We start from the raw sequence: 20,336 nt of genomic DNA on the forward strand, positions 1-20,336 counted from the left end.
TGACACGCTTCCCACCCTAGCGGTAACCCCGGATTAGAAGCGGAACCAGGGCTTCCAGCCACGCCGGCGGCGCCGCTTCTCCGGCTCGTCGGATTCTTCGGGCTCAGTCGGATTTTCCTGTGGCTGTTCGACCTCCGGATGAATATCCTCCGGTTCTTCCGAAGATGGCTGCTCAGCCTGGTCACCGGTAGTCGTCTCCGCAGTCGAATCCTCTGTTGGCGCCTCCTCAGTCTCTGCAGTCTCTGCAGTCTCTTCAGTCTCTTCAGCTTCCGCGTCGGCATCACCCAGCGTGGCCGCTGACGATTCAATGTCGGCCGGGGCCTCCGCCTCGTCGTCAAGCGAGGGAGAATTCTCCACGGGACGTAGTGGCTGAGAGGCGAGGAACTTTTCGAACTCTGCGCCGATTTCGTCAGCGGACGGCATCTCACCGTCGGGGCCGAGCAGAGGAGACGTCTCCAACTCGTGACGGCGTTGCGCCTCCTGGTCATACTGCTCTTCGAGAAGATTGACCAGCTGAGAAACCTCGCCGGAATCATTCGTTTGATTATTGAGCAGCTCCGCTACCCGCGCGGACTCATTCTCCAACGCCTCAAGTGGGAGCTCGAGTTTCGCCAGCCTAGAGACCTCTTGCAACAGTCTAAGCGACGCCAGCGGATACTCAGACGCAGCGACATAGTGCGGAACCTGCGCGGTGAAGCCGAAGGCATCACAACCGCGCCGCGCGAGCTCGTACTCGATATTCAAGCTTGCAGCACCCGGTACAGTGACGCGATTGCCCCAAGTATTCATATCGTTCAGTTTCCGCTTGTCTGTGCCATGGGCGATGATGCCCAGCGGGCGGGTGTGCGGAACTGTCATCGGCGCAGAGTACAGCGACACTGTCCGACCGACATCGTAGCGCTCTGCTAAATCTGCAACAGCAGTCGAAAAAGCCTCCCACCGCATATCTGGCTCCGGTCCGGAAAGCAGCAAGAAAGGCTTGCCGACGTTGTCGCGAACCACATTGAGGGACAGGTTCAAATCGGATATATCCACAATCTGGTCGTGGTTCATCGTCACAGCAGGACGGCGGGAACGATAATCAACCAGCTCGTCGATAGAAAAGTGCACTAATGGGCGGTGCTCGAGAGCGTCCAACAGGAAACTAGCCGATTCCGAGACGGCATTACCGGCATCCGCATAACCACTGAGTGCAATGACCAGGGTCAGATGCCCCTCGCTTCCCGTTACATCAGGAACCGGGAAAACAACCTCGTACATATTGTCCTGAGGCCTGTCGGTCGGATCAATCACGTACGACAACCTCCTGCATCACATTTTTCATCCTTTGAAGTAAGCAACCAGGATACCGCAGAGAATATTCCAGTTATCCACAAGTTGAAAGTAGTCCACAGAAACGTCGATTTTTCGACTCTCGTCGAAGCAGGACTGACGGTGATTCGATAACAATGAGAGCCACTAGACGGCAAGGATTCTCACGCCGTCGGGGATATTCCAATGGGGGAAAGGGGTAAAGAAACAATGGGGGACAACAGAAACTGTGGCGCAGGGCGGATACCTGAGATTGAGCCGAGCGTCTTTCTAACCAATCTGCCGGGAATCGTCGGATTCTATCCGCGGGGACAAGTGGTAATTGCGGCGCTATACCGTCAGCAAGTCGAAGATCTCATCGATGGCAAGGTCAAGTTTGATCCGTCTGCACACGCAGGTCCGATGCTGATTAAGGATGTTGCATCGATGGAGAGCAATCCTGATTTAGTCAGGGCAGCGGCAGATTTCCTACTGGATGAAGGATGCACACACGCGGAAGTATTCATAATCGACGAATCATGGGGAATTGAAAAGGACTCCACGCCCATCACCGGGTGGTTGCGAGAAGGGGGACTGCACAATGTTCGTCTGGCAGGTGTCGCCACTATCGCTGCTGGCGAGGTTGTCACGGATGAGGCCGGCGAGATTGTGGGCATTGTCGGCGACAGTTTGATGACAGAGAACGCGAATCTTATCTCGCGGCAGGGTGAGCAGATCTTCAAAAATTATGAGGAGTACCGGAGATATTTTCGTGGCGGCCAATTCCGGGATAGTGAGGACCGAGCTCAAATTGAAAAGCTTCGGGAGCGAGCGCTGGCTGTGGAGCAGCCGCGGAAGCTCAAAATTGGTTCCGATAATCCCGCTCTCATTGAGCACTTCGACATGCTGAAAACGGTGGTGGAAAATGTTGCCGATGGTGTCATGGATGCGCACGAGGCAGTGCGCGATGAAACCAGTGGTTATGCCATTGCGGCTGCATTAACCAACGTCACCCTGCGCGATATGTCCATGATTTTCATTACCACGCAGCTCGCACAGGCGATGGGTGAAATCTGGCATGAGGCCGCAATCGTGCACCGTGGGAATGTGCGAGCTAATGCACTAGCTTGCTTTGCCATTGCGAAGTTTGCAGCTGGACTGGAAAACTACGCGCAGACAGCTCTCGATGAGGCAGCAGGGGAGCAACCGAATCATTCACTGACGCAATTACTGGAAATTGCGGTCGCCAATCACATTGTGCCGAGGTGCGTTGGCACAATTCTCAGCGCTGCACAAGAGGTGCTACGCAGGGTATACAAGGTGAAAATGCCTCGCATTGATTAGCGACCCGCTCAGGCGGTGACGTGGCTATTAGCGGTGCGCGGAGTGGGCGCGGTCTCCGAGGTTCTTGGTGTACTCCCATGCATCGGCGACGATGGTCTCCAGCTCGGTGTGGTTGGGCTTCCAACCGAGCTCGTCCATTGCGCGCTGGGAGGAGGCAATAAGAGTTGCCGGATCGCCGGCCCTGCGCGGCGCATCTTCAGCGGGGATTGGATGGCCAGTGACCTTACGGCAGGTCTCGATCACCTGACGAACTGAGAAACCGTCTCCAGAACCGAGGTTGAAAATACGGTGCGTGCCCGGCTTGTTGGACTCCAGTGCCAAGACGTGTGCATCCGCGAGGTCCTTGATGTGGATGTAGTCGCGGACAGCGGTGCCATCGGCAGTCGGCCAGTCATTACCAAAGACCATAATCTTTTCGCGGTGACCGAGCGCAACCTGCAACACCAGTGGAATCAGATGAGTTTCCACCTCGCGGTTCTCGCCAAAACCACCCCATGCGCCCGCAACATTGAAGTAGCGAAGACTGGTTGCGCCGATGTTGTAGGCCTTGGCATAAGAGGCGATGGCATAGTCCATCGCCAGCTTGGTGGCACCGTAGGGGTTGGTTGGTGCGGTGGGCATGTCTTCGGTAATTGGAGTCTTCTCTGGTTCGCCGTAGGTCGCAGCTGTAGAGGAGAACACAAGGTTATTGGTGCCGGTATCCCGCATCGCATCGAGGAGCTTCAGAGTCTGGCCCACATTGTTGTGCCAGTAGTCAGAAGGAACCTCGACGGACTCGCCGACAAGCGATTTCGCAGCGAAGTGCACTACGCCATCGAAACTGCCGGAGGAGAGAACATCGTAGGCCTTGTCAGCCACGTCACCTTCGACCAGCTTCGCACCTTCCGGGACCGCATCGCGGTTACCGACCGAGAAGTTATCCAAAATGGTGACGTCGTGGCCAAGAGAGATTAAGACTGCGGAACAAACGCTGCCGACGTAGCCGGCACCGCCAGTAACTAGGAGTTTCATTTAATGATCACCATGATTGCGTGAGAAAGGGTATCTGGAATATCAAGTGAATGATCGCCGCGAGCAAGTGTCACACGACCTGCGGCAACTTCGGCAAGAGCCTCGATGCCTGGCATAATGCCGGCCTTGTGGAGGCGCTTCATATAGCTTTGCTCAACCTGCAGAATCTCGTTGATTTGGACGACCTCAATTGTGTACTCACCGGGGTTCAGATCGGACAGGCGGCGGACGTTTTCCAATGGCTCTGGTGATTGGGTACCACCGAGATCTTCCAAACCGGGAATTGGGTTGCCGAACGGGGAGCACGTATAGCAGTCGAGGACATCGAGGAGTTTGCGTTCGACCTCGTCGCTCATTACGTGTTCCCAGCGGCATGCTTCGTCGTGGACCTTGTCCCATTCAAGGCCAATGATGTCGGTAAGAAGGCGCTCGGCCAGGCGATGCTTGCGCATAACAGCCGTGGCGAGCCTGCGCCCCTCGTCGGAAAGCTGCAGGCTGCGATCTGCAGCGACTACGAGAAGGCCATCCCGTTCCATTCGGGCTACGGTTTGGCTAACGGTCGGTCCCGACTGCTCAAGGCGTTCGGCAATGCGAGCACGCAAAGGGATGATGCCCTCTTCCTCGAGCTCGAAAATCGTACGTAAGTACATTTCCGTGGTGTCGACCAAATCCCTCACGGTTTTCCTCCGATAACACAGTCTTAAAATATTTCACTCAAGTATTAGGATAGCCACACTTGCGTTAAAAAGATGCTAGGGCTCGCAAATCTAGTGGCTTTTGGGTGATGAGGCGGCAACGAACGCAGCGAATGAACGTTGTCAGTGTCGCTTAGGTGAGAAGTGGGAGATAGTTAACGAACGCCGTCAAGCGCGAGCCGAAAAGGAAAATGCCGACCGCCACTGTGAGAAAACCCCAAAGCGGGTCGACATTGAAGTCCAGTTCTAACTCGGTACTAGGAATTGAAATCTTATCCCTGGTACCGGCTAGACAGCGTTAGTTGGCATACTCGCGCAGCTTGTCGGCACGCTCGCCTTCGCGCAGCTTGGCCATCACTTCACGCTCAATCTGACGGACACGTTCACGGGATAGGCCGAAGTGGCGGCCAATCTGATCTAGTGTACGTGGTAGACCGTCATCGAGACCGTAGCGCAGCTTAATAACTTCCTGCTCTCGAATCTCAAGAGTGGAAAGGACCTTGCGAACATCGTGGTGACGCAGGGAGGCAACGACTGCTTCCTCGGCGTCGGTTGCCTCAGAATCCTCAATGAAGTCACCCAGCGGAGCTTCTTCATCAGTGCCGACCGGCATATCCAAGCTCACCGGATCACGAGATTGACGCAGCAGCATTTCAATCTTGGCCTCCGGAATACCGGATTCTTCTGCAAGCTCTTCATTGGTAGCCTCACGCCCAAGCTGCTGATAGAGCTCACGCTTGATGCGGGAAATCTTGTTGACCTGCTCAACCAGGTGGACGGGAAGGCGGATAGTGCGCGATTGATCGGCCATGCCGCGGGTAATGGCTTGGCGAATCCACCATGTTGCGTAGGTGGAGAACTTAAAGCCCTTGGTGTAGTCGAACTTCTCCATAGCGCGAATCAAACCCAAGTTGCCCTCTTGAATCAGGTCCAGCAATGGCATGCCGCGGTTGGTGTAGCGCTTGGCCAGAGAAACGACGAGACGGAGGTTGGCTTCGAGGAGGTGCGACCGAGCAGCCTGGCCTTCCTTCGCCAAAATCTTGACATCACGCTTCTTTGCCCGGGTCATTTTTGCGCCGGTCTGCAGCAAGTGCTCAGCGTAAACGCCGGCTTCAATGCGCTTGGAGAGCTCAACCTCTTCTTCAGCGCTAAGAAGAGCAGTTTTGCCGATGCCGTTCAAATACACACGAACCAAATCGGCGGACGGGTTGGAGTTGTTGCCGCTTCGGCGCCCCTTGTCCCGTGGCTGACCTTCCAGTTCGTTATTTTGAATGTCGGCACTCTTCATGAATCTGCCTCCTGGATTTTAAGTGGATTCAATCAATACAACGCACGGAGTTACGAAAATGTTCCCGTGAAAGATGATGAATGTCAATAGGGTAATTTTGGCATGCAAATATAATGTTTAGAAGATCGGGTCGACTAGCATTCCACGAGGACTGTAAAGGGGCCATCATTGACCGACGCTACCTCCATCATTGCCCCAAATTGGCCCGTCTCGACCGTCAAGCCACGATTCCGCAAATATTCCACAATTTTTTCGATGATTGGTTCAGCCTCTGGGCCGGGAGCTGCATTGACCCACGACGGCCGCCGCCCCTTCTTCGTCGCCCCCATCAGGGTGAATTGGCTAACGACGAGCACAGGAGCGCCAGCATCGACAGCGCTGAGTTCGCCGTCAAGGATGCGTAACTCCGCAATCTTGCGGGCCATCGTTTCCCACGCGTCGGCAGCGTCTTCACGGCCAACGCCTACGAGGGCCAAAATAGCGCCGGTGTTACCTCCATCGACGTGACCGACAACAGAACCGTCGACGGTGACTGAAGCGGTTTTTACTCGGGTGAGAACTGCCTTCATTTACTGCGTATCCTCCAAAAGCTCGGTGGGCAGAACCAGACCATGGCGAACCAGGTCAACGATGATTGGAACTAGCGCATCCTTAACCTCGGGAACTTTGGACTCGTCGAAGGCACCGAACATCGCCATGATGTCGATGACGGATCCGAGCGCCGCCTCGGGGTGTAGTGCGCCCAGAATGGTTGCCACGGACTCATCGATGGAGTGTGTCCAGGCGGGACCGTCGGTGCGCGAGATGCGAGTGTCGAACTCAGCGAAGCCCTGGCCGCTGTCGACGTCGGCAAGCGAAACGCGTTCGATGGCGACACCGGGGCGAACAGCAAAGGAAGCCTCGAGGATGGTGTCGGCGGTTTGCGCGCGCAGCCATTCGGCGCGGCCGAGATACTCCTCGGCCTCGGCAGCGAAGGGAGCGGCCAAAGGCTGGGGCATTTCCTCGCATACGGCAGAGGTAGGCCCGTCGATACGCTGAACCGTGATATAGCCGAAGCCGATGCCTGTTACGCCACTGTTGCGGAAGTGTTCCAGCCAGGCGCGGGAGCGCTTGCAGCCTTCCGTGCTGCGCGGGTCGATGGACTCGTCGCGGAGCCAGGTGCCGATGTACTCCGCCGGCGAAGCGATATCCCGCTGTGTCACCCATACTTCAAGCCCCTCAGCGGGGAGCCAAGAGGCGATGCGCTGCTGCCAGCTTTCGCCCTCGATATGCGCCCAGGAGCCGAGGAGGTGTGCGGTGCCGCCGTCGGTGAGATGGTCGGCCAGACCGCGAAGCATCAGTTCGGTTGCGCCGTCTAGATTCAGTCCGGAGTCGCGGTAGACGTGCTCCACGCTCGGAAGCCCCACGACGAACGGCGGGTTGGCCACAATACGGTCGAACTTTTGGCCTGCAATCGGTTCGAACCACGAGCCTTCGAGTGCTTCTGCCTGGTCAAATCCGTTCGCGGCGAAAGTGGCGCGGGCAAAGAGCAGTGCGCGGGGATGAACATCCGTCGCCACAATCGATTTCGCCTCGGGCTGAGCGAGGCTCTGGACGCCGCAACCGGCTCCGAGGTCCAGCACAGAGCCTACCGCTGAGGTTGGCGAGATATCGAGCAGGGAGCGGGAAGCACGACCGACACCTAAGACATGGTCAGGGCCGGGTACGTGGTCGCTCATGGAGGCATCGCGGTCGGAAAAGACAATACGGTCGACACCGGAGAACTCAATTGGCCGCACATCGATGCACACCCGAGCCTCGGCGGCAGTGCCAGCAAGTACGCCGCTGTCCAGCAGTTTAGAAGCCAGCTCAGTGCCGAAAAGTTGCTCGGCATTGACTGTGTCACCCAAAATGAGCAGGCGAAACGCGGTGACAGTATCTGCAGAGATACCGTTGGCATCGGTGAGTAGGACATCGACAATGCCGGGTTCACCGCGGTCTAGTGCTGCCAGCCCCTCTGCACCAAGGACTTGCCGCAGCGACTCGCTGGAATACTCAAGTTTCCTCAGCGTGGTGGCGAATTCCTCCGCACAGTCGACAAAAGCACGAAGCTGCTGATCAGTTGGGGGCGTGAAGGTGGAGGGGGAAAAGGTCATCGTGGGCACTATCTTCGTCGTAAAGCGGGGCGGAGGGGCTAGTTAAGAGAGCTTGACGACGGGTCGTCGTCTTCCGGCATATCAATGACATTGGCGTCATCGAAGGTGGTGGTGCTGCTGTTGTCATCCGACTGGGGCGATGCGGCGGTGTCCTCGACGCTGGCGGCAGAACCGAGCGCACGCATTTCGGCTTCCTTGAGAGCACGCTGACGCTGCTGCTCCTCCCACCGGCGGTTTTGCTCGCGCACGACTCCGGGCTTATAGACACGGGGCTTGCGCTTGTCAGCGGGCTCGCCGACACCGTTGGCAATGACAACCGCAATCCAGGGCATGGGCACGGAGACGACCATCAGGATGGCGGCAATCCACGGCAAGTCCCACCACATATAAAACGCACCGGAGAGAAGAAGTAGCGGAATGCGTGACCACTGCAGAACCGCGTAGACGTGGCGGCGGTGGTCATAATTGCGAATCCTTGAGCCGCGGGCGTCGGTAATCAACGCCGCGTCTTTCTTACGTCGCCGAGTACTTCCGCGCTGTGGCGGCGCAGAGGAGCGACGGTCATTGATTCGCGCCATGGTTGTCTAGCATACGCCTGTGGCCTGCGGACGTCTCAACTGGCTGTGCCCCTGCAACTGTAAGCACGTGCAGACCCGGAGGTGTCCTTAATTTGCTCAATGGTGGAAGTACTCGGCGGCGGTCAACACCTGGGGTACTAGGCATAATTTGACCGATGGGGCACAATTGGACTCTGTGAGCACTCCATTGAAGACGACAAAGACGATTGAACGCACTGATACCCGCGTCGATGAGTCGACGAGGGACGACACCCCGAAGTTCTTCCATTACGTCAAGAAGGACCAGATCGTGAACTCCGCGGTCAACGGCTCCTACGTCGTTGCTCTGTGCGGTGAAACCTTCCCGGTGAAGAAGTCGGCGAAGCCAGGCTCTCCGGTATGCCCTGACTGCGAGCGGATTTACAAGTCCCTGCGTCGCAAGTGAGCGGGCTTCGTAAATGGCAGCAGGAGGCCCTCGACAAGTACCTGGCAACTAACCCCAAGGACTTCCTTGCGGTGGCAACACCGGGCGCGGGTAAGACCACCTTCGCCCTGCGCATCGCCAGTGAGCTGCTGTCGCGCCGAATTGTCGAGCGCATCATCGTCGTAGTTCCCACCGAGCACCTCAAGGTGCAGTGGGCCGCATCTGCTGCTCGTTCGGGGATCGCGTTGGATCCCAAATTCTCCAACGCCAAGGGCGTCGTCAATCCTTCCTACCAGGGCATTGTGGTGACGTACGCCCAAGTCGCCGTGCATCCGTTCAAGCACCATGCCGTAGCCACCGCTCGGCCGACATTGGTGATTCTGGACGAAGTTCACCACGGCGGCGATGCCAAGAGCTGGGGCGACGGCATTTCCGAGGCCTACGGTGATGTCGAGCGCCGACTGTGCCTGACTGGTACACCGTTCCGCTCCGACGACGCGGCAATTCCGTTCGTGCGCTACTCGCCCGACGGGGACGGGTTTTCGCGTTCTGTCGCCGATTACACGTACGGCTATTCCAATGCGCTTGCCGACGGCGTCGTGCGCCCGGTGGTCTTCCTGGCGTATTCCGGTGAAGCCCGCTGGCGCGACAGCGCGGGTGATGAGTTCGCCGCGCGTCTGGGCACCGTGATGAGCCCTGAGGAGACTACGCGAGCCTGGCGCACTGCGCTCGACCCAAAGGGCGAATGGATGCCGTCGGTGCTGCGGGCAGCGCACACCCGTCTCACTCAAATGCGGCAGCATATTCCGGACGCAGGTGGCCTGGTCATTGCCTCCGATGCGGCGACTGCGCGTGCCTATAAGCGCATTCTGGAGGAGATTGCTTCCACACCGGTGGCGCTGGTGCTCTCGGACGAGCCGGGATCATCGGAACGTATTAAGACCTTCTCCGAGTCCACTGACGAGTGGATGGTGGCCGTGCGCATGGTTTCCGAAGGCGTCGACGTACCGAGGCTGGCCGTCGGTGTGTACGCGACCAGTTCTTCGACCCCGCTGTTCTTTGCGCAGGCTATCGGTCGATTTGTGCGAAGCCGCATGCCGGGGGAGACTGCTTCGGTGTTCTTGCCGTCGATTCCGGTGCTGCTTGACTTGGCCTCGCAGATGGAGGTGCAGCGCAACCATGTCCTCGGCAAGCCGGATCGGCCTTCGGAAGGTTGGGAAGATGACTTGGTCGCCGAGGCCAATCGCAGCAAGAATGAGCCTGACGAACTGCTGCCCGCGTACGAATCCATCGGCGCAGACGCCGAACTCGACTATCTGATCTACGACGGTTCCTCCTACGGCACCGCAACCATCGCCGGTTCCGCCGAAGAGGCCGATTACCTGGGCTTGCCAGGGCTACTCGACGCCGACCAGATGCGGTTTTTGTTGCGCCAACGGCAGGATGAACAGCTTAAGGCTGCCAGTGCCCGCGAGAAGGAAGCCCGCGAGGAGGCAAGGGAATCGTCGTCAAGCGGAGATGACGGGGGCGCGGTACATCGAATTGAGGGCTCTGCCTATCCACGACCTCAGAAGGTTGCCAGTGAGGTCTTGCCGAAGTTGCGGAAGGAACTCAATACGCTGGTGTCGATGACAGCGGCGCGAACCGGTAAGCCGCATGGCCAGGTGCATAACGAGGTGCGGCGTGCCTGCGGAGGTCCGCCGACCGCGCTGTGCACGGAGGAACAGTTGCGCGATCGGATCGGTTACTTGCGCAATTGGTAGGCTTTCAAGCTAACTGAGCTATCTGACGGGCAAATTTTGGTGGCAAATTATAGTGGAGAAAAGAATGTCGGCAAGCAGCGATGAGTCAAAGCCTTCGGGATTGGCCAATGGAGGACTGCCGGCTGTCGCCGGTAATGACGGCCGGACAATCGGGGTATTGGCGCTTATCTTTGGCGTCGGTGGACTCTTGATGTCCTGGATGATTGTTGGTGGCGTCCTCGGTGTCTTTGGCATTGTTTTGGGCATCATTGCGATGGCGAAGGCTATGAGCGCGAAAAAGCATGTGCAGGCCGCCGGGGGAGAAGCAGTCATCAGCGGAGCATTCGGTTTGGGGATTGTCGGCATCGTGACGGGTTTTGCTGCCGTCGTGGTGTCGTTGATGCTGTACTCGTCGACATCCGATGCGATGGCCAAGTGCGAGAAATTCGAACGTACCTCGGCAGAGTACGCCGAGTGTATCTCTAAGCAGATGGGAACCGACCAGCCGAAGGAATAAGCGGAACGAGCGCGACCACGATAGCTATGGACGTCTCGGCTGCGGCTGGAGGATTCGATTAGTGCTAGTTGCGCAACTAGGAAATGAGTTAACCCCGTTATTCACCCCCGAAGTCCAACTGCCTGCAGTTTCGGCCGGGGGTTTCTTAGTGAAATCTCATATTGGCCAAAGTGTTGGTAATGGTAGAAGTGTCAGAAAATACCCACATTTGGCATCCCCTACATGCGGTAAACGTTTGACCATGCGTGCAATATAGGATGTCGGCTGATTACTAAATAGGAGCGTGAATCGTGGCAGCGACATCTACGCGTGACAACTCCCCGGAACTGTCACCTGGACAGCAAGACCGTGGCTACCTAAGCCGCGAACTATTCCGAAAGCGTACCGGTCTGGGGCTGGGCATCATTCTGTCCCTGATTGTGTACTTCATCATGCCGGCGGAGCTCGATCACAACCTGCGTGCAACGGCTGGTGTAGCAGTGCTCATGGCCGTGTGGTGGATGTCCGAGGCAATCCCGATTGCGGTTACAGCCTTGCTGCCGCTGGCCCTGTTCCCGATACTCAACTTGGCTGAGATCAAGGAGTTTTCGGGCAAGTACACCGACCCGACCATTTTCCTCTTTATGGGCGGCTTCCTGTTGGCGCTGGCAATGCAGCGCTGGAATCTGCACAAGCGTGTTGCATTGTGGGTGCTGGTGCTGATGGGCTCGTCGCCAAAGATGCTGATTCTCGGCTTTATGGTGGCCACTGGCTTCCTGTCTATGTGGGTATCCAACACGGCTACAGCCGTGATGATGCTGCCAATCGGTGTGTCGGTGCTCAGTCTGATTGTCCGCATGCTGCACGACGAGAAGGTGGCAGCGAAGGCTGCGGGGTCGGCAGGAGAATCGGTTGCCGAAACCCCTGGTGGGAATGCGCTGGAGGAGGCCGAGGAGTCGTCGTCAAGCTATGACCCGATGCCTAAGTCGAACTTTGGTATCGCCCTGATGCTGGGTATTGCGTACTCGGCATCGATTGGTTCGCTGGGCACGATTATCGGTACTCCGCCGAATGCCATGCTGGCGGCCTACATGGCAGAGCAGGGAGTCAACATCGGATTTGGCCAGTGGATGCTCCTGGGTGTCCCGGTGGCGATTGTGCTCATGTTCTGTGCATGGTTCCTGTTGACCAATGTACTGTTCAAGCCGGAGATTACGCATATTCCGGGTGGTCGCGAACTCATGCGTGATGAGCTTAAGCGCCTCGGCCGTATGTCGGCTGGTGAACGACGCGTGCTCATGGTGTTTATCGCGGCTGCGCTGGCGTGGGTCTTTGTTCCGGTGCTGCTGCCCGACACCAAGATTGCCGATGCGGTAATCGCGATGACGGTAGGTATTGCGCTGTTCATCATTCCAGGCGGCCCTGATGGTGTGAAGCTGATGCGCTGGGAAAATGCGTTAGAGCTGCCATGGGGCGTGCTGCTGCTCTTCGGTGGTGGCCTGGCGCTGTCCTCGCAGTTCGGCGCCTCTGGGTTGTCGGACTGGATTGGTGACCAACTGGCTACTCTCGGCTGGATGCCAGTGGCTGCACTTGTGGTTGTCGTCGGCACAGTTGTGCTGTTCCTGACCGAGTTCACCTCGAACACCGCGACGGCCGCAACCTTCCTGCCGCTGGTTGGTGCCATGGCAATCGGTCTGGGCCACGACCAGATGATCTTCGCAGTTCCGGTTGCTCTGGCGGCTACCTCGGCGTTCATGATGCCGGTTGCAACACCACCCAACGCCATCGCCTACGGCTCCGGCTACGTCAGCATGGACAACATGGTCAAGGCCGGCGTTTGGCTGAACATCATCGCGCTGATTGTGATTTCCGTGGCTTCGCTGACACTGCTGCAGTGGGTATTCGGCATCGTGTACTAGCGGGGTATTCAGTAGCCGGTAGCGGATGATGGTTCAGTGCGCTAGCACCACCGGACTGCTTTGCCTAGCGTTGCTTAGATTCCCCCCCCCCTCGCCCCGTTCCACTGTGGTGGTTCGGGGCTTTGGGCTGCAAATGTGAAACTGTGTGAGTTTATAGCACTTTCATGCCATTTTTCCGCCCATTTTTGACATAAGCGCAGTCAGTAACTCGTACAAACCCACCGGCCCTAACCACCAAAATAAAACCGGGCCCGAATAAGGTGTGAAACCTCGTTCAAGCCCGATTCTTTGAGTCTAGCTAGTAGCTCCCACTAACACGCCAAGTGAAAGCGCTACTCCAAGTAGTCGCGCAGGACTTGCGAGCGCGACGGATGACGCAGTTTGGACATCGTCTTGGACTCAATCTGACGGATACGCTCGCGCGTCACACCGTAGACCTGGCCAATCTCGTCAAGAGTACGCGGCATGCCGTCGGTAAGGCCGAAGCGCAAGCGGACGACACCAGCTTCACGTTCCGAGAGAGTCTCCAGCACGTCGCCAAGCTGATCCTGGAGGAGCGTGAAGCTGACGGCATCAACGGCGATGACTGCCTCGGAGTCCTCAATGAAGTCACCGAGCTGGGAGTCACCCTCGTCACCGATCGTCTGGTCCAGCGAAATCGGTTCACGAGCGTACTGCTGAATCTCGAGGACCTTTTCCTCGGTGATATCCATTTCCTTGGCGAGCTCTTCCGGGGTGGGCTCGCGGCCCAAATCCTGGAGCAGCTCACGCTGGATACGACCGAGCTTATTAATGACCTCAACCATGTGAACCGGAATACGAATGGTTCGAGCCTGGTCAGCCATTGCACGCGTGATTGCCTGACGAATCCACCACGTTGCGTAGGTCGAGAACTTATAACCCTTGGTGTAGTCGAACTTCTCGACCGCGCGAATCAGGCCGAGGTTACCCTCCTGAATCAAATCGAGGAAGGCCATGCCACGGCCTGTGTAGCGCTTAGCCAGAGACACCACGAGACGGAGGTTGGCCTCCAGCAGGTGGTTCTTGGCGCGCTGGCCATCGCGAGAAATCTCGCGCAAGTCTCGCTTCTGAGCGTAAGCGATGCGCTCGCCGGCCTGCTTGGCCTCATCAATCTTGTACTGCGCGTACAGACCAGCCTCGATGCGTTTAGCGAGGCTGACCTCTTCCTCGGCGGTCAGCAGCGCGACCTTGCCAATCTGCTTGAGGTAGGCGCGGACCGAGTCAGCAGAGGCGGTGAGGGCAGCGTCCTTGCGGGCCTGACGCAGGCGAGCGGACTCGTCCTCGTTCCAGACCTCGTCGCCCTCGTCCTCGTCTTCATCTTCTTCGTCGTCCTCGTCCTCGTCGTCCTCATCTTCATCATCGTCGAGGTCGTCGTCTTCGAGGTCGTCATCATCCAAATCATCGTGAAGATCATCGTCTTCGAGATCATCATCCAGATCTGGGTCGTAGTCCCGCTCTTGCTCCAAGTCGTGGTCGAGGTCCTCGTCTTCGAGCTCCTCGTTCTCGGTTGCGTCGAGAGCCTGAGCGTCCTTTGCCTTAGCTGCAGCGGCCTTTGCCGCAGTGGTCTTCGCAGCCGTTGCCCGCTTAGTCGCCTTCTTAGCAGCAGCCTTACGAGTGGTCTTCTTCGCCGTAGTTTTCTTAGCGACCGACTTCTTGGCCGCCTTCTTTACGGTCTTCTTGGCAGCTGTCTTTTTGGCAGTGGCCTTTTTCGCCGCCGTCTTCTTAGCAGCTGTCTTTTTGGCAGCAGTTTTCTTCGCGGCAGACTTCTTTGCCACGGTCTTCTTCACTGCCTTTTTGATGGCCTTCTTTACAGCCTTCTTTGCAGGAGTAGCTGAACCGGTGCCACTCCCGGTGGATTGGTCCTGAGCTTGCCCCAGTTCGTTGCCTGCCACGAACGCCCTTTCACGATGTACGTTGTGTGCGCCGCCAATGCCGCCGGTAGCTCCTGTCCGTTAGAGAGAAGCTACCCGCGCCAGTGGTGCGCCTTTACTTCGTCTGTAGCCAGCTAACCGAATGCAAAAACACTCGGAGCCAACCTTTTCGTGTCACGGTCATCAGTGTTGCATTTCTGGCTCCTAGCGAAGAAGCGATTGGTAAAAACCATCGTCGAAGCAGTGTGCTCGACTTCGTTTCACCTATCCTCCTCGAGCCTGTTGATTATTCAACCTTGCCGTGAGTCAACTTCTTATTGTAAACCAATTCTGAAAACTGCCGCCACGGGGCATGGCTTGAGCACACTGTCAAGCCGTGCGCACACACGGCAACCTTCAAATTAGAACCGTGGCCTGCTAAGGGTAAAGGCCCTGGTCAGCGGCGAAGGCGGCGCCTGCGATACCTGCGTTATTGTTCAAACTTGCGGGAATAACTGGAGTCTTGCATGTCAGTAGTGGAATCCACTTTTCATGTTCGCGACTGATTCCACCGCCGACGATAATCCTCGATGGCCAGAACAGTGCCTCATAGGTCTTCAGTACTTTGCTGACGCGCTCAGCCCACTGCTCGAAACTAAGACCCTCCACATCTTTAACTCGTGCCGAGGCAAAGTGCTCGGCCTCCATATCGTCAATAAGGAGGTGACCGAGCTCCGAATTGGGGTAGAGCAGACCGTCATGGATGAGCGCGGAGCCGATGCCGGTACCAAAAGTCAGTAGCAGCACAGCGCCGGTTTTATTATCCGGGTCGCCAAACTGGACTTCAGCGAGACCGGCAGCGTCAGCGTCGTTAAGCACGTGTGCCTTGTTGTTGGGCAGATGCTTAGCGAAGAGCTCTTGGCAGTTCGTATTGACCCAGGAATCGTCGATATTGGCGGCCAGCAGGGCAACCTGATTCTGCACAACAGATGGAATAGTGATGCCGACGTCGGAGTCCCACTGCGCAATCTCTACGATTTCCGCAATGGTCTTCGCAACAGCCTCCGGGGTTGCCGGCTTCGGCGTGAAAATCTTGATGCGATCGCCAATGAGCTGACCCGTATCAAGGTCGACGCGGCCGCCCTTGATTCCCGAGCCCCCGACATCGATACCAAATCCAATTCGTTGTCCCATAGCTGAAATTGTACGAAAGGGACACAATTGGTGGCATGGACAATGATTCACACGAGACCGCACAAACCACCAACTCTGCAGGTAATGCGATATTTACCGATTCCCAAAATAGGGCATCTACGCACCCTAGTGTCAGGGAACTGCGAGGTCGCGCGGTACTCATCGCGCGCGCTGCTGCAGCACATATCGCCCGTCGCAGGGCCGAACTCGGCACCGATGGGGTTCTTGCAAGTACCCAGACAAAAACCTCTGCTGTTGATCCCGTCACTGTCGTCGACCGAGAGTCTGAGGAGCTCATTCGCGCACTCATCAAAACCTTTAGCAGTACCGATCGTATTGTGGGCGAGGAAGGCGGGCTTGACGACGGCGCGAGCTCGCCGGCTCACAGCACCGGGTCGAGCGAACCGGTGACCTGGATCGTCGATCCCATCGACGGCACCGTGAACTTCCTCTATGGCCTCCCCAACTTTGCCGTGAGTATCGCCTGCGCGGTGGGGGATGAAGTCGTGGCTGGAGCAGTGGCAAATGTGGCCTCGGGTGAGATTTATAGCGCGGCGAGGGGAGAAGGTGCCCAGCTGTCTCGATGGGATGGCAGTGTGTCGGAGCTCAAGTGTTCCCCGACTACCGAGCTCAGAAAAGTACTAGTAGCCACTGGTTTTAGCTATTCGGCAAGACTGCGGAAGATACAGGGGCAAATCGCGTCGCAGTTGCTGGGGCAGTGCCGGGATATTCGACGGATGGGTTCAGCGGCACTCGACCTGTGCATGGTTGCAAGCGGGCGAGCAGATGCATATTACGAGCACGACATCAAAATCTGGGACTATGCAGCAGGTGCACTGATTGCCGCTGAAGCAGGAGCGAAGGTTCGCGTTCCGAAGTTTCGGCAGTCCGCACATGCGGCCGGACGACCGGAGGGAGATCCACTGGATTTCGGTGTCTGTGCGGCGACCCCGGCAGTTGCCGACGTGTTCTTCGCAGCATTTGACGGCGCGGTCGCGCAAGTGCGGCAGTAGGGCCGTGCCCCTAAGAGCAGGTACCTGAACGGGTAGTGCTCAGGCTCTCCAAGTCGGCCTGTTCGCCGCGGTTCAAAGCGGCCATAGTCTCTTCGACTTGGCTGGTTACTTCAAACTCCTTAAAACCCCTGCCCAGGGACACGTCAACAGTTGCATCGGGTCGACCATCGTGAACGAGTTCAAAGCAGGGGAAGAGCGCGTGTAGGGCCGCAGCATGTCCGTTGAATTCTTCGCCGAAGCGCAGCTGACCGAAGCAACCGAGGTCCTGGTTTTCTACCAGGGGGTCGTTGCCATAAGGAGTGTGCTCATCAGAAAGGAAGCTGAGTTGCCGCAGTTGCTCGGCGACGGTGGTGGCTTGGCCAACTTGACCGTTGGCGTTATAGACGCGGACGTGGACCTCAGATGGTGGGACGACGTGCTCGCCAATCAGCGTCGTTGAAGATACAGGGGTACCAGCAGAGGGAAGAGAGCAGGATACTGGAAAATTGGTTGGCTCACTGCGGAAAGCCAGCACCCATGACCCCGACGCGATTAGTAGGGCAACTATAGAAACGACCACGTAGGGCGCAATTTTGCGGCGCTGTGATGCTCTGTAGGTTGTCAAGGGTCCTGAACTCATAGCAGTCATGTTATCTTCTCGTCGATAAGTCAGCGTAAAAACAGCTAATGACCTGCAGAGATGACAGATGCAGTGAATTGTCTTAATATCCGCTGAGAAAGGCGCTAGAAAATACAACGTGTCAATCGGCTCAAGGCGTTGTATTGTCCGAGAAAAGACAGTTCAGAATATCTAGAAAAGGTCCAGAAAGAAGGTTAGGGACATGGCTGTAAACTACGATGCCCCGCGTACTCGTGAAAGCGAAGAGCTGGAGACCGATTCCCTCGAGGGCCTTCAGGCTGCGTCCGCCGAAAAGGAAATCGATGACACCGACGACGGCGAGATTGTCGAGCCTTTCGAGCTGCCAGTAGCCGATATCGCCGGTGAAGAATTCGATATGGATGTCGCGCCTAAAGGTGAAGACGAATTCACCTGTGGCTCCTGCTTCATGGTCATGCACCGCTCGATGATTGCAATCGATAACGGTGACGGATTCCCCATCTGCCAGGATTGCGCATAGGTTTAGGACTTTTAAGAGCTCATTCAATTCTTCAGAGCTCACCCAACAAAACCGCCACTAGCACGACTGCGGTGGCGGCGCTGGGGCCGTCGTCAAGCGTGAAGCGGCGGTGAGAAAAGTTGCTTAGCTAGCGGTCAAGGAGACTGTCAAGCAGCGCCTCGGGGTGTCGGGTGGAAACCAGCCAATAGGGGGTGGGGTCATCCGGATCGTCGAGAACCAGCAGCACCATCGTGGGAATCCACGTGTGCGTAACCAGGAACGCCGCCGGGTCGAGCTGGCGGCCAAGCGCGTTGCGCTGTGCGGACTTCGGGACCACTAGGGATTTGGCAATCACGGACGCGGGCAAAACGGCCGTGCCGGCGTGAAGCCAGCGTTCACCACTGCTGTCGACTTCCACCGACACTGTGGTCTTTGACATGGTCAACAGCACCCACACGCCCACGGCGAGACAGATGATGCCGCCGACGACAAACCACATCGGCGAACGGTTAAAACCAATTTGGGCGGTGCACACGAAAACAGCGGCAGCGCCGAGTGCCCAGAACCACCAGGGGACCCAGAGCTTTTCGGAATAGACAATCGATGAATCTCCGCCCGAGCTCATTGGCATTGCCGCACCATCGGAGGTGCTTGCCGAGCTGTCGTCATGACGAGGCTGCAGGTTATCTTTTCCACTCACGGTTAACCATTCTAGGGCACGGCTATGCTCGGTATTGATAAGGCCGAAGTGCGGTTCTTAGAAGAAGCGACTGTGAAGGACATACAAGGACATGACTTATGCCCCGGTACGAGTGAAGAAACTCCATGAGGACGCGGTGATTCCCCAGCGTGCGCATGCCGATGACGCTGGCGTGGATCTGAGCTCAGCGGAGGATGTCGTGTTGGCACCAGGGCAGCGGGCACTTGTGGGCACTGGTATCGCCATTGCGTTGCCAGCAGGTACCGTGGGGCTGGTTCATCCTCGTTCCGGACTGGCTTTTAAGAAAGGGCTATCCATCGTTAACGCCCCCGGCACAATTGACGCCGGTTATCGTGGCGAGCTGAAGGTGTGTTTAATCAACCTGGACCCGGACAATGTAGTGGAGGTTGCCAAGGGGGATCGAATTGCCCAGCTGGTCGTGCAGAAAGTGGAGCTCAGCCCAATGGTCGTGGTCGATGAACTCGATGAGACGGAGCGCGGAGAGGGCGGTCACGGATCCACCGGGGTCTCGGAATCGCTGTAAAAAACTTCTCTGACAGCGCGGGGACCCCGCCAAGTGTGGTTCAATGCGTGAAGAGCGCAAGATAGCGTTTAAGAAAACTTTTACAAAAATTTCTTTTTAGCGAGGTGTCAATAAACCACTATGTGGCCATTTGGAAAGAAGAACCAGTCAGAGGAGACCGCTGCTGAGGCAGAGGCCACCGCCGAGTCCGTCGCACCGGTCTCTGATGAAGCTACCGACGCCGTGCGTGACGACGCGCCGGAGACCTCCGTGGCCGACGCGCCGGTTAACGGTCCATTTGATCGCGATAGCGCTAGCCCAACGCAGTTTGATTTTTCGGACTTTGCGAAGGCCAGCCTGAATCTTGGTTCGATGCTGCTGCCCATCCCACACGTGGGTGATATCCAGGTCGAAATGGGGCCGACGGGTCCGACTATGCTGCACGTCGCCACGCAGCACGGGCGGGTAACGCCAGTGGCCTTTGCTGCTCCGACTTCGGGTGGTCTCTGGGAGGAGTCCGCGCAGGAGATTAAGGAAGGTCTCGAGTCGGATGGCCTCGATGTTCACGTCGAGCAGGGGCCGTGGGGTTCTGAGGTCGTGGGTCGCACCTCTGGCATGGAAATGCGCATCATTGGTGCCGACGGTCCGCGGTGGATGCTTCGTATGACAGCCTCGGGTCCGGCTGATCAGGCTGAGGAGCTTGCGGACCTTGCCCGTGGCGTCCTGGCCCGTAGCTTCGTCTCCCGCGGTGATAATCCAATGCCGGCAGGTCAGCCTCTGCCAGTCACACTCCCGGCCCAGATGGCTGAACAGATTCGTCAGGCATACCAGGAACAGACTCAGGCCGCTCAGGTTGAGGGGGAGCCGGGGCAGATGCCCGGAGCTACCGGCATCAACCCGGATGGTTCCACTAACTAGCTAACTCATTAGGGAGCAGGGCCAGCAGAGAAAATCTAGCCGCCGGACTAGCTAGAAGACTCACATCTAGCCCCACCATGCACCCGATGCCGCCGTCACCCGACGGCGGCATTTGTATC

Annotated in this window: 20 protein-coding genes; 9 read left to right on the top strand and 11 right to left on the bottom strand. The window is 57.4% G+C overall.

Annotation, left to right across the window (positions count from 1 at the left end):
- Positions 1-33: 33 nt before the first annotated feature.
- Positions 34-1,293, bottom strand: a complete 1,260-nt coding sequence (locus Q0U90_RS05130) for a PAC2 family protein (RefSeq protein WP_297452380.1) — start codon at positions 1,291-1,293, stop codon at positions 34-36.
- Between the two features lie 228 nt (positions 1,294-1,521).
- On the opposite strand from Q0U90_RS05130, the gene Q0U90_RS05135 reads away from it, so the two are divergent.
- Entirely contained in the window at positions 1,522-2,634 is a 1,113-nt protein-coding gene (locus Q0U90_RS05135; protein WP_297452381.1) for a DUF4192 domain-containing protein, read from the top strand.
- A gap of 27 nt (positions 2,635-2,661) precedes the next feature.
- Here Q0U90_RS05135 and galE read toward each other — a convergent pair whose 3' ends face one another.
- The 6 genes from galE to Q0U90_RS05165 all read right to left on the bottom strand — a co-directional run bounded on the left by galE (position 2,662) and on the right by Q0U90_RS05165 (position 8,341).
- Positions 2,662-3,645 (bottom strand): UDP-glucose 4-epimerase GalE, encoded by a 984-nt coding sequence (galE, locus tag Q0U90_RS05140; RefSeq protein ID WP_297452382.1) that lies wholly within the window; start codon positions 3,643-3,645, stop codon positions 2,662-2,664.
- Positions 3,642-4,322, bottom strand: coding sequence for a metal-dependent transcriptional regulator (locus tag Q0U90_RS05145; protein ID WP_297452383.1), 681 nt, complete (start codon positions 4,320-4,322; stop codon positions 3,642-3,644). Before Q0U90_RS05145 ends, galE begins: the two co-directional genes overlap by 4 nt.
- A gap of 316 nt (positions 4,323-4,638) precedes the next feature.
- Positions 4,639-5,628, bottom strand: a complete 990-nt coding sequence (locus tag Q0U90_RS05150) for a sigma-70 family RNA polymerase sigma factor (protein ID WP_297452384.1) — start codon at positions 5,626-5,628, stop codon at positions 4,639-4,641.
- A gap of 134 nt (positions 5,629-5,762) precedes the next feature.
- Positions 5,763-6,197 carry a D-aminoacyl-tRNA deacylase gene (dtd, locus tag Q0U90_RS05155; protein WP_297452385.1) on the bottom strand — a complete coding sequence of 145 codons (435 nt, stop codon included), beginning with the start codon at positions 6,195-6,197 and terminating at the stop codon, positions 5,763-5,765.
- Positions 6,198-7,763 (bottom strand): methyltransferase, encoded by a 1,566-nt coding sequence (locus Q0U90_RS05160; RefSeq protein ID WP_297452386.1) that lies wholly within the window; start codon positions 7,761-7,763, stop codon positions 6,198-6,200.
- A 38-nt stretch (positions 7,764-7,801) separates the two neighbouring features.
- Positions 7,802-8,341: a DUF3099 domain-containing protein gene (locus Q0U90_RS05165; protein ID WP_297452387.1), complete on the bottom strand. Its 540-nt coding sequence runs from the start codon at positions 8,339-8,341 to the stop codon at positions 7,802-7,804.
- A 175-nt stretch (positions 8,342-8,516) separates the two neighbouring features.
- On the opposite strand from Q0U90_RS05165, the gene Q0U90_RS05170 reads away from it, so the two are divergent.
- From Q0U90_RS05170 to Q0U90_RS05185, 4 genes are all read left to right on the top strand, one after another.
- A complete protein-coding gene (locus tag Q0U90_RS05170; protein ID WP_005509477.1) occupies positions 8,517-8,765 on the top strand; it encodes a DUF3039 domain-containing protein in 249 nt (82 codons plus the stop codon).
- Complete coding sequence (locus Q0U90_RS05175; RefSeq protein ID WP_297452388.1) at positions 8,762-10,507, top strand: DEAD/DEAH box helicase; 1,746 nt, start codon at positions 8,762-8,764, stop codon at positions 10,505-10,507. The genes Q0U90_RS05170 and Q0U90_RS05175 overlap by 4 nt, the downstream gene beginning before the upstream one ends.
- Before the next feature lie 64 nt (positions 10,508-10,571).
- The gene (locus tag Q0U90_RS05180) at positions 10,572-11,003 is read left to right on the top strand and encodes a hypothetical protein (RefSeq protein WP_297452389.1); all 432 of its coding nucleotides are present in this window, start codon (positions 10,572-10,574) and stop codon (positions 11,001-11,003) included.
- A 290-nt stretch (positions 11,004-11,293) separates the two neighbouring features.
- Positions 11,294-12,901 carry an SLC13 family permease gene (locus Q0U90_RS05185; protein ID WP_297452390.1) on the top strand — a complete coding sequence of 536 codons (1,608 nt, stop codon included), beginning with the start codon at positions 11,294-11,296 and terminating at the stop codon, positions 12,899-12,901.
- A 332-nt stretch (positions 12,902-13,233) separates the two neighbouring features.
- On the opposite strand, the gene Q0U90_RS05190 is transcribed toward Q0U90_RS05185, so the two are convergent.
- Complete coding sequence (locus Q0U90_RS05190; protein ID WP_297452391.1) at positions 13,234-14,814, bottom strand: RNA polymerase sigma factor; 1,581 nt, start codon at positions 14,812-14,814, stop codon at positions 13,234-13,236.
- A 396-nt stretch (positions 14,815-15,210) separates the two neighbouring features.
- Positions 15,211-15,966 carry a polyphosphate--glucose phosphotransferase gene (ppgK, locus tag Q0U90_RS05195; RefSeq protein WP_297452392.1) on the bottom strand — a complete coding sequence of 252 codons (756 nt, stop codon included), beginning with the start codon at positions 15,964-15,966 and terminating at the stop codon, positions 15,211-15,213.
- Between the two features lie 35 nt (positions 15,967-16,001).
- On the opposite strand from ppgK, the gene Q0U90_RS05200 reads away from it, so the two are divergent.
- Complete coding sequence (locus Q0U90_RS05200; protein WP_297452393.1) at positions 16,002-16,979, top strand: inositol monophosphatase family protein; 978 nt, start codon at positions 16,002-16,004, stop codon at positions 16,977-16,979.
- A gap of 10 nt (positions 16,980-16,989) precedes the next feature.
- On the opposite strand, the gene Q0U90_RS05205 is transcribed toward Q0U90_RS05200, so the two are convergent.
- Positions 16,990-17,598 carry a LytR C-terminal domain-containing protein gene (locus tag Q0U90_RS05205; protein WP_297452394.1) on the bottom strand — a complete coding sequence of 203 codons (609 nt, stop codon included), beginning with the start codon at positions 17,596-17,598 and terminating at the stop codon, positions 16,990-16,992.
- A gap of 202 nt (positions 17,599-17,800) precedes the next feature.
- On the opposite strand from Q0U90_RS05205, the gene Q0U90_RS05210 reads away from it, so the two are divergent.
- A complete protein-coding gene (locus Q0U90_RS05210) occupies positions 17,801-18,097 on the top strand; it encodes a DUF4193 family protein (protein WP_297452395.1) in 297 nt (98 codons plus the stop codon).
- A gap of 127 nt (positions 18,098-18,224) precedes the next feature.
- Here Q0U90_RS05210 and Q0U90_RS05215 read toward each other — a convergent pair whose 3' ends face one another.
- Positions 18,225-18,701: a DUF3093 domain-containing protein gene (locus Q0U90_RS05215; RefSeq protein ID WP_366516629.1), complete on the bottom strand. Its 477-nt coding sequence runs from the start codon at positions 18,699-18,701 to the stop codon at positions 18,225-18,227.
- A 166-nt stretch (positions 18,702-18,867) separates the two neighbouring features.
- Here Q0U90_RS05215 and dut point away from each other — a divergent pair, with 166 nt between their 5' ends.
- Together dut and Q0U90_RS05225 are read left to right on the top strand one after the other, a co-directional pair.
- A complete protein-coding gene (gene dut, locus Q0U90_RS05220; RefSeq protein WP_297452397.1) occupies positions 18,868-19,320 on the top strand; it encodes a dUTP diphosphatase in 453 nt (150 codons plus the stop codon).
- Positions 19,321-19,440: 120 nt separating this feature from the next.
- Positions 19,441-20,217 (top strand): DUF3710 domain-containing protein, encoded by a 777-nt coding sequence (locus Q0U90_RS05225; RefSeq protein ID WP_297452398.1) that lies wholly within the window; start codon positions 19,441-19,443, stop codon positions 20,215-20,217.
- Positions 20,218-20,336 lie beyond the last annotated feature (119 nt).

This window comes from uncultured Corynebacterium sp. (genome assembly GCF_946998835.1).
Lineage (GTDB): Bacteria > Actinomycetota > Actinomycetes > Mycobacteriales > Mycobacteriaceae > Corynebacterium.